8 protein-coding genes are annotated in these 14,061 nt (G+C 66.8%); all 8 read left to right on the top strand.

Features of this window, described 5'->3' with window-relative positions; all coding sequences use genetic code 11:
* The first annotated feature begins 50 nt into the window (after positions 1-50).
* Positions 51-722, top strand: a complete 672-nt coding sequence (locus AC3WOE_RS04560; protein ID WP_492688584.1) for a DNA alkylation repair protein — start codon at positions 51-53, stop codon at positions 720-722.
* Between the two features lie 257 nt (positions 723-979).
* Positions 980-3,859, top strand: a complete 2,880-nt coding sequence (locus AC3WOE_RS04555; RefSeq protein ID WP_492688583.1) for a TonB-dependent receptor — start codon at positions 980-982, stop codon at positions 3,857-3,859.
* Positions 3,860-3,930: 71 nt separating this feature from the next.
* Complete coding sequence (locus tag AC3WOE_RS04550; RefSeq protein WP_492688582.1) at positions 3,931-4,884, top strand: glycoside hydrolase family 43 protein; 954 nt, start codon at positions 3,931-3,933, stop codon at positions 4,882-4,884.
* A 116-nt stretch (positions 4,885-5,000) separates the two neighbouring features.
* On the top strand, positions 5,001-6,755 hold the full coding sequence (locus tag AC3WOE_RS04545) for an IlvD/Edd family dehydratase (protein ID WP_492688580.1): 1,755 nt from the start codon (positions 5,001-5,003) through the stop codon (positions 6,753-6,755).
* A 7-nt stretch (positions 6,756-6,762) separates the two neighbouring features.
* Positions 6,763-8,352 (top strand): aldehyde dehydrogenase (NADP(+)), encoded by a 1,590-nt coding sequence (locus tag AC3WOE_RS04540; protein WP_492688579.1) that lies wholly within the window; start codon positions 6,763-6,765, stop codon positions 8,350-8,352.
* 35 nt (positions 8,353-8,387) lie between these two features.
* A complete protein-coding gene (locus AC3WOE_RS04535) occupies positions 8,388-9,929 on the top strand; it encodes an alpha-N-arabinofuranosidase (RefSeq protein WP_492688577.1) in 1,542 nt (513 codons plus the stop codon).
* 203 nt (positions 9,930-10,132) lie between these two features.
* Positions 10,133-11,689, top strand: a complete 1,557-nt coding sequence (locus tag AC3WOE_RS04530; RefSeq protein WP_492688576.1) for a glycoside hydrolase family 43 protein — start codon at positions 10,133-10,135, stop codon at positions 11,687-11,689.
* Positions 11,689-14,043: a beta-L-arabinofuranosidase domain-containing protein gene (locus AC3WOE_RS04525; protein WP_492688574.1), complete on the top strand. Its 2,355-nt coding sequence runs from the start codon at positions 11,689-11,691 to the stop codon at positions 14,041-14,043. Before AC3WOE_RS04530 ends, AC3WOE_RS04525 begins: the two co-directional genes overlap by 1 nt.
* Positions 14,044-14,061: the final 18 nt, after the last annotated feature.

Here is a 14,061-nt window from a genome sequence, read left to right as displayed (position 1 = left end):
TCGTGTCGAAGCTGCCATTGTCCTGCCGCGGCGGACCGCAGAATCTGCGCATGCCGAATAAGCTTGCTCATCGCCTGGATGAAGCCCTGGCCGCCCTGCGCGCCGCCGCCCGGCCCGATCAGCTCGAAGCCATGGCCCGCTTCGGCCTGACCGGCGAGGCTCGCCTGGGCCTGGCCGTGCCGACGCTGCGCGCCCTGGCCAAGGAGTTCAAGCGCGACCACGAGCTGGCCCTGGCGCTGTGGGACAGTGGCATTCCCGACGCCCAGATCCTGGCCGGCATGGTGGCCGAGCCCGAGAAGCTGACCCTGAAGCAGATGGACCACTGGGTGGCCGGCATGCGGGCCTGGGATGTCTGCGACCAGGCCTGTACCAATGTCTTCGTGAAGAGCCCCCTGGCCTGGGAGGCCATCCCACGCTGGGCCAGGCGCAAGCCGGAGTTCGAGAAGCGAGCCGCCTTCAGCCTGCTGGCCGTCGCCGCCGTGCATCAGAAGACGCGGCCCGACGCCGACTTCATCGCCTATCTGCCCCTCATCGAAGCGGCCGCCGCCGACGATCGCAACTTCGTCAGGAAGTCCGTCAACTGGGCGCTGCGCCAGATCGGCAAGCGCAGCGGGGCCCTGCGTGAGCCTGCGCTCACTGTGGCGCAGCGTTTGTGTGGGCGTGAGGAAAAGTCGGCGCGCTGGATAGGCAGCGATGCGCGGCGGGAGCTGAGCCGCGCCTAGGCCGTTGTTCGGCTTCCACAACGCGCGCGGCAAGTGGCGCATCCTCCTCGCCGACAGGGCCTGAGCGCCCCTGGGGAGCCTCGGGCTAACCCGGACATCCGATGTGAAAACCAGCATCGAGAAGTCCAAAAATGTGATTAGTCGCGAATCGGTCGGCCCCCTAGCATGAATTCCAGACCCGAGCCACAGGCCCGCCAGAGGCCCAGAGCGGCTGCCAGGGTTGGATCAGCCTACCCATAACGAATCCCGGAGACACGATGAAGAACCAAGGCCTGGCGCCGCTGCGTGAGCGCGCCCCAATCGCAAGCCGTCCGAGCTTTGCCCTCAGCCTGACCGCCGCCGCCGCGCTGGCCGTCCTGTCCGGCAGCGCCCTGGCCCAGGAAGCCGCCAAGTCCGAGTCGCTGGAAACGGTGACCGTCACTGGTGTTCGGGCCTCGCTCACCAAGAGCCTGGCGAACAAGCGCACCAACGACCAGGTCGTGGAATCGGTCGTGGCCGAAGACATCGGCAAGCTGCCCGACAACAACGTCGTCGAGGCGCTGCAGCGCGTGACCGGTATCCAGGTCACCAACCGCGCCGGCGGCGAAGTGGGCACCATTTCCATTCGCGGCCTGCCCGACATCGCCACCACCTGGAACGGCCGCAACATCTTCACTGCTTCCGGCACCCAGGTGGCGCTGCAGGACATCCCGTCGACCCTGGTGCGCCAGATCGACGTTTACAAGACGCGCGACGCCAGCCAGCTGGAGAACGGCATCGCCGGCCAGATCGACGTCAAGTCGCTGCGCCCCTTCGATTTCAAGGGCTCCAAGTTCTCGCTCTTGGCGCGTGAAACCTATCTCGACCCCGCGAAGAAGGCGAACCCGCAGCTGAGCGCGATGGCCAGCAACCGCTGGAAGACCGACGCCGGTGACTTCGGTGCCCTGGTGAATCTGTCGATGGTCAAGACGGACTACCGCAACGAGAGCGTGACGCCCGGGGCCATGGTGCCCTTCGTCAGCCCCAATGCCGCCGAAGTACCTGCGGGCTACACCCCGTTGCAGCGCGTCTTCGACAACAACATCTGGACGCCCGGCACCTATACCGGCTTGCCGCAACAGGCCGGCTCGACGCTGAACTTCAACGGCACGGCACGTCCTTACTACCTTGCGCGTGATGCCGTTTTCCAGAGCGATGTTCAAGGCGAGCGCAAGCGCCCGGCCGCCAACCTCGCCCTGCAGTGGCAACCGAACGCCGATTCCGTCTACACGTTCGAGACGATGTACAACGGTTATCGCGACAAGTCCTTCAACAGGCTGCTGTTCAGCTTCGTGGACTGGTGGGGCAATCTCGGCAGCAACCCCGCGGGGACGATCACGACTTTCCCGGGTACGAACGTCATCAAGACGCGCGTCGTGAATGACGTCTATGGCTTCAACAGCGGCGACTACACCACCTCGGCCACCGATTCCCGCATCTATGCCTTGAACGGCAAGTGGAATTTCGGTGACCGGCTGAAGCTGGACGGCGATGTGTCCTACCAGACCAGCAAGTACCACTCGGAATTCACCGCCACCCGCATCGATCGCGTTGCGCCGCAGATCACCGTCGACTTCAATTCGGGCGGCGGCAACATGGCGTTCAAGTTCAACAACAACGCCGACCTGGTGGATCCCGCCAAGTGGAACGTGGCGCAGTTCTACGACAACGCCAACCGCAACGAGGGCAGCGCTGCAACCGCCAGCCTGAACGGCTCCTACGACGCCGACTGGGGTCCGCTGAAGACGCTGAATTTCGGTGCGCGCTTCGACAGTCGCAAGGCCTCCGAAGCCAACCGCACGCAATCGGCCTTCCTGGGCCGCAACCTGGCCTCGCTGGGCTCTGACTACTATCACATCAACTCGAATTTCGGCAGCGACATCTCTGACGTTCCACGCTCCTGGATCGAGCCGAATGCCTACTTCATTCGCGACAACATCGACGCCTGGCGCAAGCTCTACAACTCGGTCGATGCGAACTTCCTGACGACTGACAAGCTGAGCCTGCAGAAGACCTTCGACGTCAAGGAAGACACCGCCAACCTCTTCCTGATGGCGGACACAGAGAGCCAGTTGTTCGGCCGTCCCCTGCGCGCCAATTTCGGCGTGCGCTATGTGCAGGTCGACACCAGCATGACCGCCTACAGCGTCAACGCCACCACCAAGGTGGTGACGCCGACCAACGGCGAGAAGACGGCCCGGAAGTTCCTGCCCAGCGTGACGCTGCGCTACGAGCCGGTCAAGGATGTGCTGGTGCGCTTCAACTACGGTGAAACGCTGCGCCGTCCGAACTTCGGCGATCTCAACCCCATCATCCAGCCGAGTGACGATGTGTCCAAGGTGGGCTACGGCGGCGGTAGCGGCGGCAACCCCGGCCTGGAGCCGACCCGCTCCAAGAACCTCGACCTGACGGGCGAGTGGTATTTCCAGAAGGACAGCGCGCTGTACGGCACCCTGTTCCAGCGCAAGATCGAAGGCCTGGTCGTGCCGCTGCGCCGCCGCATCCACCTGGATGCAGCCAACGACCCGTTCCGCAACTCCACCTCGGGTCTCAGCCACGCCAACGGCTATGACTACGTCATCAGCTCGCCGGTCAATGCGTCCAACGGCAAGATCAGCGGCCTTGAACTGGGCACGATCTACTTCCCCAAGGGCCTGCCGGGCCTGCTGGACGGCCTGGGCTTCCAGGGCAGCGTGACGCGCCTGACCTCCTCGCAGAACGTGCCGATCGCCAACAACGCCGGCGAGATCACCTCGCAGCTCGAGGGCCCGTTCTTCGGCGTGTCCAAGCTGTCGTGGAATGCCACCCTGGCCTACGAAAAGGGTCCGGTCGGCGCACGCCTGTCCTATGTGCGCCGCTCCGCCTTCCTGGCCGCCAACGAAGCCGCGCTGTTCGCCAATCCGATCGGCATCTGGCGCCAGCCCGAAAAGAGCGTGGACTTCCAGCTGACCTACAACATCAACGATCAGATGGCGCTGGACATCAGCGGCGTCAACCTGACCAACGAGATGCAGCAGCAGTACTACCACTTCGGCAACGCCGGCAATCCGGAGCTGACCAACTTCGGCACGGTCCAGATCGGCCGCGCGTTCTCGGTCGGTTTCCGCTGGAAGCTTTAAGACGAGCCTGTGCTCGCAGGGCGTTGCAGGGTCCTCCCCGGCAACGCCCTTTTTCTATCTGGCAGTGACCCATGTCCGACCTGATTGAGCCGCTGATCCGCCAGCGCGCCGACCCCCATATCTCCCGCCACGCCGACGGTTTCTATTACTTCACCGCCTCGGTGCCGCAGTACGACCGCATCGAGATCCGGCGCGCCGTCACCGTCGAGGGCTTGGTGGACGCGCCGGTCTTCGACGTCTGGCACAAGCCCTCCACCGGGCCGTGGTCGGAGCTGGTCTGGGCGCCCGAGCTGCATTTCAACGACGGCGCCTGGTATGTCTACTTTGCCGCTGCGCACACGCGTGCGCTGGACCACCTCGGCATGTTCCAGCACCGCATGTACGCGATCCGGAACACCGCCAAGGACACGCTCGGCGGTGAATGGGAATTCCTCGGTCAGGTGGAGACGGGCATGGACAGCTTTTGCCTGGACGCCACGACCTTCACCCACAAAGGCCGGCTCTACTACCTTTGGGCGCAGAAGGACCCGGCCATCCCCGGCAACTCCAACCTCTACATCGCGCCGATGAAAACGCCCTGGCAGCTCGCCAGTGCACCGGTGCTGCTGAGCCGCCCCGAGTACGACTGGGAATGCCGCGGCTTTCTCGTCAACGAGGGGCCGTCGGTGTTGATCCGCCAGGGCCGCGTCTTCATCAGCTACTCGGCCAGCGCCACCGACGAGAACTACGCCATGGGCCTGCTGTGGGCGGACGAGAGCGCCGACCTGATGGACCCGGCGAGCTGGCGCAAGTCCGTCCAGCCGGTCATGCGCAGCGCCGCCGAGGACAGCGTCTTCGGCCCCGGCCACAACAGCTTCACCGTGACCGACGACCCCGACGAGGTGCTGCTGGTCTATCACGCTCGCACCTACACCGAGATCGAAGGTGACCCGCTGTGGAACCCGGATCGGCACACGTTTGTGAAGCCGCTGCGCTGGTCGGCGGATGGCATGCCGGTCTTCGGCAAGCCCTCCCGACTCGATTGATGCCGGTTTCGGTATCGGTACAGCGAGTTAATTGATTGGATTGCGTATCGCCTCGCTCCTAGCATCGTTTCCAGACGGCAAACCTGCGTGCCGGCAGAACGACACCGAGACAAGACATGACGACTGACGACAAGAAGAGCAAGGTCAAGCTGCGCTCCGCCGAGTGGTTCGGTACCCAGGACAAGAACGGTTTCATGTACCGCTCCTGGATGAAGAACCAGGGCATCCCCGACCACGAGTTCCAGGGCAAGCCCATCATCGGCATCTGCAACACCTGGAGCGAGCTGACGCCCTGCAACGCCCACTTCCGCAAGCTGGCCGAGCACGTCAAGCGCGGCATCATCGAAGCGGGTGGCTGGCCGGTGGAGTTCCCGGTGTTCTCCAACGGCGAGAGCAATCTGCGCCCCACCGCCATGCTGACGCGCAACCTCGCCAGCATGGACGTCGAGGAAAGCATCCGCGGCAATCCGATGGACGCCGTCGTGCTGCTGGTGGGCTGCGACAAGACCACGCCAGCCCTGCTGATGGGGGCGGCCAGCGTCGACGTGCCGGCCATCGTCGTCACCGGCGGCCCGATGCTGAACGGCAAGCTCAAGGGCAAGAACATCGGCTCGGGCACGGCCGTGTGGCAGCTGCACGAGCAGGTCAAGGCCGGCGAACTCAGCATGCATGACTTCATGGCCGCCGAGGCCGGCCACTCGCGTTCGGCCGGCACCTGCAACACCATGGGCACGGCTTCCACCATGGCCTGCATGGCCGAGGCCCTGGGCACCTCGCTGCCGCACAACGCCGCGATCCCCGCGGTCGATGCACGCCGTTATGTGCTGGCCCATCTGTCCGGCATGCGAATCGTCGAGATGGTCTGGGAACAGCTGACCCTGTCCAAGGTGCTGACCAAGCAGGCCTTCGAGAACGCCATCCGCGTCAACGCCGCCATCGGCGGCTCGACCAATGCCGTCATCCACCTGAAGGCCATCGCCGGCCGCGTCGGCGTGGAACTGGAGCTGGAAGACTGGACCCGCATCGGCCGCGGCACGCCCACCCTCGTGGACCTGCTGCCCTCGGGCCGCTTCCTGATGGAAGAGTTCTATTACGCCGGCGGCCTGCCCGCCGTTCTGCGCCGCCTCGGCGAGGCCGACCTACTGCCGCACAAGGACGCGCTGACCGTCAACGGCAAAAGCCTGTGGGCCAACGTCGTCGACGCGCCCATCTACGACGACGAGGTCATCCGCACCCTGGACAACCCGTTGATCAAGGACGGCGGCATCTGCATCCTGCGCGGCAACCTCGCGCCGCGCGGCGCCGTGCTCAAGCCCTCGGCCGCCACGCCCGAGCTGATGAAGCATCGCGGCCGCGCCGTCGTCTTCGAGAACTTCGACGACTACAAGGCCCGCATCATGGATCCGGACCTGGACGTCGACGCCAGCTGCATCCTCGTCATGAAGAACTGCGGCCCCAAGGGCTACCCCGGCATGGCCGAGGTCGGCAATATGGGCCTGCCGCCCAAGCTGCTCGCCGCCGGCGTGAAGGACATGGTGCGCATCTCCGACGCTCGCATGAGCGGCACCGCCTACGGCACCGTCGTGCTGCATGTGGCGCCCGAGGCACGTGCCGGCGGCCCGCTGGCCGTCGTCCAGGAAGGCGACTTCATCGAGCTCGATTGCGCCGCCGGCCGCCTGCACCTGGACGTCTCCGAGGAAGAGCTGAAGACCCGCCTCGAGGCCTGGGCCGCCGCGCAGACGGTCGACGCCCAGGACGCCACTGGCTACCGCAGCCTCTATGTGCAGCACGTGCTGCAGGCCGACGAGGGCTGCGACTTCGACTTCCTGCGCGGCAAGCGCGGCTCCGCCGTGCCGCGCCATTCACACTGAGATGTCCATGAGCAACAGCAGCATCCAGGGCCTGGCCCTGATCGGCGGCCAGCCCGTGCGCGGCGCGGGCGCTGCCTTCCAGGCCTTCGACCCGAGCAAGAACGAAGCCCTCGGCCCCGACTTCAATGCCGTCGATGCCGCCCAGGTCAGCGAGGCCTGCGCCCTCGCCGGCGCCGCCTTCGATGCCTTCCGCGCGACGAGCGACCACGAGCGCGCTGACTTCCTCGACGAGATCGCGGCCCAGATCCTCGCGCTGGGCGACGAGCTCGTCGTGCGCGCCATGGCCGAGACCGGCCTGCCCCGCCTGCGCCTGGAAGGCGAGCGCGGCCGCACGATGAACCAGCTCAAGCTCTTCGCCGAATTGCTGCGCGAAGGCAGCTGGCAGGACGCCCGCATCGACACCGCCCTGCCGCAGCGCCAGCCGCCGCGGCCCGACCTGCGCCTGCGCTTCGTCGGCGTCGGCCCCGTTGCCGTCTTCGGCGCCAGCAACTTTCCGCTGGCCTTCTCGGTCGCCGGTGGCGACACCGCCGCGGCCCTGGCCGCCGGCTGCCCCGTCGTCGTCAAGGCCCACTCGGCCCACCCCGGCACCTCGGAACTCGTCGGCCGCGCCGTAGTTGCCGCCGTGCAGAAGTGCAATCTGCCTGCCGGCGTCTTCGCGCTGCTGACCGGCAGCGGCCATGGCATTGGCGACACGCTGGTGCGTCACCCCGCCATCCAGGCCGTCGGCTTCACCGGCTCGCGCAGCGGCGGTATCGCGCTGATGGCCGCCGCCGCAGCTCGCCCGCAACCCATCCCGGTCTATGCCGAGATGAGCAGCATCAACCCCGTCGTCCTGCTGCCCGGTGCCCTCGCCGCGCGCGGTGCCGACATCGCGACCGGCTTCGCCGCCTCGCTGACCATGGGCGTGGGCCAGTTCTGCACCAACCCCGGCCTGGTGCTGGGCATCGCCGGCGCTGACTTCGACCGCTTCGCCGCGGCCGCCGCCGAAGCCCTCAAGCCCGTCTCGCCCGGCACCATGCTGACGCCGGGCATCGCCGGCGCTTATCAACGCGGTGAAGACCAGCTCGCCGGCCAGGCCCAGGTCGACACCTTGCTGCGCGGCACCTCCGCCGGCTGCCAGGGCGCGCCCAGCCTGTTCAAGACAACCGGCGCGGCCTTCCTGGCCAACCACGCGATGTCGTCGGAAATCTTCGGCCCCGCCTCGCTGCTGGTCGCCTGCCAGGACCTGGCCGAACTGCTCGCCGTCATCGAGGGCCTGGAAGGCCAGCTGACCGCCACGTTGCAGCTGCAGGACGACGACGAGGCCGACATCGCAGCCGCCCGCGCCCTGCTGCCGGCGCTGGAGCGCAAGGTCGGCCGCATCCTTGCCAATGGCTATCCCACCGGCGTCGAGGTCTCGACGGCGATGGTCCACGGTGGGCCCTTCCCGGCGACTTCCGACGGCCGCAGCAGCTCGGTGGGTACGGCGGCCATCCAGCGCTTCCTGCGCCCGGTCTGCTACCAGAACCTGCCGCGCGCGCTGTTGCCGGCGGTGCTGCGTGAACCCAACGAGCGCGGCGTCTGGCGGCGCCGCGACGGGGCGCTGACCCGGAACTGAAAAACACAAGACAGACGACAACAGGAGACAAGACGATGAAGAAGCAACTGCTGGCCCTCGTGGCCACGCTGGCCGTCAGCGCCAGCGCCCTGGCCGCGGACATCAAGCTGGTCGTCAACGCCGACCAGCCCGGCCCCGTCATCCACCGCAACATTTACGGTCAGTTCGCCGAGCACCTCGGCACCGGCATCTACGAAGGCATGTGGGTGGGCCCCGAGTCCAAGATCCCCAACGTGCGCGGCTGGCGCAAGGACGTCGTCGCGGCGCTGAAGGAGCTCAAGGTGCCGCTGGTGCGCTGGCCCGGGGGCTGCTTCGCCGACGAATACCACTGGCGCGATGGCATCGGCCCGCGCAAGAACCGCCCCGTCAAGATCAACACCAACTGGGGCGGCGTGCCTGAGGACAACGCCGTCGGCACGCATGAGTTCTTCGACCTTGTCGAGCAGCTCGGCGCCGAGGCCTATGTGAATGGCAACCTCGGCACCGGCAGCGCGCAGGAAATGTCGGAGTGGCTGGAGTACATGACCGGCGAAGGCAAGTCCACGCTGACCGACCTGCGCCGCAAGAACGGCCGCGACAAGCCCTTCCGCGTGCACTACTTCGCCGTCGGCAACGAGGCCTGGGGTTGCGGCGGCAATATGCGCCCCGAGTACTACGCCGACCAGTACCGCCAGGTCGCGAGCTTTTTGAAGACCCCCGGCAACAACCGTCCCATTTTCATCGCCAGCGGTGGCAACGGCCTGCAGACCGAATGGACCGAGGCTCTCAGCAAGGGCGTGCACAGCGTCAACGCGATCTCCCACCATTCCTACACCCTGCCCACCGGCAAGTGGGAGCACAAGGGCTCGGCCATCGGCTTCCCCGAGGGCGAGTGGATCTCGACGCTGGCCAACGTCAAGAACATCGACGAGATCATCACCAGGAACACGGCCGTCCTCGACAAGAACGATCCGTCCAAGAAGATCGGCTTCTACTTCGACGAGTGGGGCAGCTGGTACGACCCTGATCCCGGCAGCAACCCCGGCTTCCTGGTCCAGCGCAACACCCTGCGTGACGCCCTGCTGGCGGCCCTGCACTTCAACGTCTTCCACGCCCACGCCGACCGCGTGCAGATGACCAACATCGCACAGATGGTCAATGTGCTGCAGGCCATGATCCAGACAACGAAGACGACGATGGTGCTGACGCCGACGTATCACGCCTTCGCGCTGTACACGCCCTTCCAGGACGCGACCTCGCTGCCTGCCAGGATCGAGAACAACCCGGTCTACAAGGTCGGCGCCGTCGAGATGCCGGGCCTGTCCGCCACCGCCGCCCGCGGCAAGGACGGCAAGCTCTACATCGGCCTCGTCAACTCGAATGCGAACCAGTCTGCCGAGCTGACCTTGCAGGTCGGCACCGCCGCGCCCAAGGCCGTCAAGGGCAAGCTGCTGACCGCGGCGACGATGGACGCGCAGAACGAACTCGGCAAGCCCGCCCAGGTCGTCCCGCAAGCCTTCGAGGCCCAGGCCGCCGACGGCAAGCTGACGCTGAAGCTGCCGGCCAAGTCAGTCGTCGTCGTCGCCGTCGAGGGCTGATCGCCCAGCTCGACGAGCGTCATCCGTGAAGCTGTAACGCCTGGGCCCGCCATGCTGCTTGCCCAGGCGTTGCGCTGCGTGCGGGGTCCGCACGTGGCATATCAAAACCCGGATCGACCGCGTCTGCAATGTCATTGGTGCGCTGCCGCCGGGCCTTCTAGGCTGCAGCGACCACAAACAACAGACCCGGAGACACACCCATCATGGCCTTTCAGAACCGACGCGACTTCCTCGCAGGCTCGGCCGCCCTTGCGCTGACCGGCTGCGGCGGAGGCGGCGGTGCGTCCGCACCTGCGCCTTCCCCGGCGCCCGCGCCGACGCCAGCCCCCACACCCGCGCCGACACCGGCACCGGCACCCACGCCTGCTCCTGCCCCGGCGCCAGCGCCTTCGCAGTCGCCCCTCAGCTTCGCCAACGTCTCCGTGCACGACCCGTCCGTCATCAATGTCGACGGCAGCTTCTATGTCTTCGGCTCCCACCTGGCGGCGGCCAAGACGACGGACCTGATGAACTGGACCAAGATCGCCGACGGCGTCGACAACAACAACGCGCTGTTCGGCAAGAAGGTCACCACCGAGCTGGCCGCCACCTTCGCCTGGACCACGGTGACCGACCTGTGGGCGCCCGACGTCCACAAGTTGGCCGACGGCAAGTTCTACATGTACTACTGCTCCTGCCAGGGCAGCTCGCCGCTGTCGGCGCTGGGCGTGGCGGTGGCGGACAAGGTCGACGGCCCCTACGTCAACAAACAGATCGTGCTGAAGTCCGGCATGGTCGGCGTCTCGGAAGACGGCACGAACTACGACGCCACGAGGATGCCCAACGTCGTCGACCCGCAGGTCTTCGCCGATGCGACGGGCAAGCTGTGGATGGTCTACGGCTCTTACTCGGGCGGCATCTTCATCATGGCCATCGACCCGGCGACCGGCTTGCCGGTGGCCGGCCAGGGCTATGGCAAGCACCTGATGGGCGGCAACCATGCCGAGATCGAGGGCGCCTACATCCTCTACAGCCCGCAGAGCCAGTACTACTACCTCTTCGTGTCCATGGGCGGCCTGGCCGCCAACGGCGGCTACAACGTGCGCATCTCGCGCTCGCGCAACCCCGACGGCCCCTATGTGGACGGTGGCGGCACCGACATGGCCAGCGTGCGCGCCAGCGTGGCCTTCGACCGGCCCAGCATCGCCCCCTACGCGATGAAGCTGATGGGCAACCACCAGTACGCGCTGGCCGCCGGTGAAACCGGCACGGCCCTCGGCTATGTGTCCCCGGGCCACAACTCGGCCTGGTACGACGCGACGACGGGCCAGTACTTCATCATCTTCCACACCCGCTTCCCCGGCACCGGCGAATTCCATGAGGTGCGCGTGCACGAGATGCACATCAACGAGGACGGCTGGTTCGTCATCGCACCGCTGCGCTATGCCCCGCTGAACCTGGCTGCGCCGTCGCAGGCGGCCGACGTCAGCGCCGTGCAGGCCGCAGGCAGCTACAAGCTCGTCAACCACGGCAAGGACATCAGCGCGACGATCAACCCGTCCAGCGTCGTCCAGCTCAACAGCGACGGCAGCGTCAGTGGCGCGTCGACCGGCACCTGGGTGCACAAGGGCAGCAACAAGCTCACGGTGACGATCGCCGGCACGGCCTATATGGGCGTGCTGTCCAGGCAATGGAACACCAATGCCAGTGCCTTCGTCGTGAGCTTCAGCGCGATGTCCACCGGTGGCGTGTCGCTGTGGGCGGTCCGCACGGGGGCCTGATGCGGTCCTGGCTGCTGCTGCTCACCCTCGTCGTCACCGGCGCGGGCGCCGCCACGCAGCCCTTTCCGCTCAGCAGCGTCCGCCTGCTCGACGGGCCTTTCCTCGAAGCGCAGACCACCGATCTGCACTATTTGATGGCGCTCGACCCCGAGCGTCTGCTGGCACCCTTTCGCCGCGAGGCCGGCCTGCCCGTGCCGGTGGCCAGCTACGGCAACTGGGAGTCCAGCGGCCTGGACGGCCATATGGGCGGGCACTACGTTTCGGCGCTGGCCTTGATGTATGCGTCCACCGGCGATGCCGAGGTCAAGAAGCGACTTGACCACGTCATCGCCGAACTCAAGCGCTGCCAGGATCAGCTGGGCACTGGCTATATCGGCGGCATTCCCGACGGTGGCAAAGCCTGGAGCGAGATCGCCGCAGGCCAACTCAAGGTCGACAGCTTCTCCGTCAACGGGCGCTGGGTGCCTTGGTACAACCTGCACAAGCTCTTCGCCGGCCTGCGCGACGCCTGGGTCCATGCCGGCAATGCCGATGCCAAGGCCATGCTGATTCGCATGAGCGACTGGGCGCTGCGGCTGACGGCACCGCTGACTGACCCGCAGATGCAGGACATGCTGCGCGCCGAGCACGGCGGCATGAACGAGGTGCTGGCCGACGTGGCCGAGATGACGGGCGACACGCGCTATCTGGCCCTGGCCCGTCGCTTCTCCCACCAGGCCATCCTGCAGCCGCTGGCCGCGGGCCAGGACAAGCTGACCGGCCTGCACGCCAACACCCAGATCCCCAAGGTCATCGGCTTCGCGCGCATTGCCCAGCTCGGCGGCGAGGATGAGGGCCGCCGCGCCGCCGAGTTCTTCTGGCACACCGTGACCGAGAAACGCAGCGTCGCCATCGGCGGCAACAGCGTCAAGGAACACTTCCATCCGGCCGACGACTTCCGGCCCATGCTGAACGAGGTCGAAGGCCCCGAAACCTGCAACAGCTACAACATGCTGAAGCTGACCGCGCTGCTGCAGCACGAGCAGCCGGAGCAGGGCGCTTATGCCGACTTCTACGAGCGCACCCTCTACAACCACATCCTCGCCTCCCAGCACCCGGGTGAGGGCGGCTTTGTCTACTTCACGCCGATGCGGCCCCAGCACTACCGCGTCTATTCGCAGGTCGACCAGGGCATGTGGTGCTGCGTCGGCTCCGGCATCGAGAGTCATGCGCGGCATGGCGAGTTCATCTACTCGCACGATGAGGACTCGCTGTATGTGAACCTCTTTATCGCCTCCCGGCTCGACTGGCGCGAGCGCGGCATTCACATCACGCAGTCCACCCGCTTCCCCGACGAGCCGCGCACGCGGCTGACGGTGCACGACGCGGGCGAGTTCGCGCTGAAGATCCGCTATCCCGGCTGGGTGGCGCCCGGTGCGCTCAAGGTCAAGCTCAACGGCAAGCCGGTCAAGGTGACGGCCAAGCCGGGCGGCCATGTCGAACTGCGCCGCACGTGGCGTGCCGGCGACCAGGTCGACGTCGAGCTGCCGATGCGCACGACGCTGGAGCCCATGCCCGGCCTCAAGCACTATGTCGCCGTGCTGCACGGCCCCATCGCTCTGGCCGCCAAGACGCCCAAGCCCGGCGAGGCGCTCAGCTTCAAGGCCGACGACTCGCGCATGGGGCACATCGCTCAAGGGCCCGTCTGCCCGCAGGAGGCCGCCCCCGTCTTCGTCAGCGACCGTGCCGACTTCGCGCGCCGCTTCAAGCCCGTGCCCGGCCAGCCGCTGACCTTCACCGCCCCCGGCCTCATCCAGGGCGCAAAACCTGGGTCGGGTGCGGAGAAGCTGCAGCTGATTCCCTTCTTCCGCCTGCACGACTCGCGCTACATGCTGTACTGGGGCCACACGACGCGGGCCCAGCAGAGCCTGCTGCACGTCGAACTGGCCAATGCGGAGGCCGCGCGCCTGGCCCTGGATGCGCAGACCATAGACCAGGTTGCACCCGGCGAGCAGCAACCCGAGTCCGACCACGCCTTCAAGGGCGAGGGCGTCGAGACCGGCATCGCGCCTGCCGGCCGCTGGCGGCATGCGCGGCAATGGTTCGGCTACACGCTGAACGACCCGCAGGCCCAGGCCCGCACGCTGCGGCTGACCCTCGCCAGCGGCGACGCTGGTCGGCGCTTCGACGTCGTCGTCAATAGCCGCGTCGTCGCCGAGCTGGAACTGGCCACCGAGGCCCAGCCCCTCTATGCCCGCGACATCGCTCTGCCGGCCGATCTGGTCGCTGCCGCGGGCGGAAAGCTGGACCTGCGCTTCGTGGCAAAACCTGGCTCCATCGCGGGTGGCCTCTACGGCCTGAGGCTGCTGCGTTAGGTTGACGTCGAGTGGCCG

The sequence above is a fragment of the Roseateles sp. FW305-36 genome (genome assembly GCF_058787015.1).
Note: the sequence above shows the minus strand (reverse complement) of the source record. Positions and strands in the feature narration are given on the sequence as shown.

What these genes read in the sequence shown, in the direction of transcription:
- AC3WOE_RS04525 (WP_492688574.1), top strand. Translation starts at nt 11,689, where the DNA reads ATGCGGTCCTGGCTGCTGCTGCTCACCCTCGTCGTCACCGGCGCGGGC.
- AC3WOE_RS04550 (WP_492688582.1), top strand. Translation starts at nt 3,931, where the DNA reads ATGTCCGACCTGATTGAGCCGCTGATCCGCCAGCGCGCCGACCCCCAT.
- AC3WOE_RS04545 (WP_492688580.1), top strand. Translation starts at nt 5,001, where the DNA reads ATGACGACTGACGACAAGAAGAGCAAGGTCAAGCTGCGCTCCGCCGAG.
- AC3WOE_RS04535 (WP_492688577.1), top strand. Translation starts at nt 8,388, where the DNA reads ATGAAGAAGCAACTGCTGGCCCTCGTGGCCACGCTGGCCGTCAGCGCC.
- AC3WOE_RS04560 (WP_492688584.1), top strand. Translation starts at nt 51, where the DNA reads ATGCCGAATAAGCTTGCTCATCGCCTGGATGAAGCCCTGGCCGCCCTG.
- AC3WOE_RS04540 (WP_492688579.1), top strand. Translation starts at nt 6,763, where the DNA reads ATGAGCAACAGCAGCATCCAGGGCCTGGCCCTGATCGGCGGCCAGCCC.
- AC3WOE_RS04530 (WP_492688576.1), top strand. Translation starts at nt 10,133, where the DNA reads ATGGCCTTTCAGAACCGACGCGACTTCCTCGCAGGCTCGGCCGCCCTT.
- AC3WOE_RS04555 (WP_492688583.1), top strand. Translation starts at nt 980, where the DNA reads ATGAAGAACCAAGGCCTGGCGCCGCTGCGTGAGCGCGCCCCAATCGCA.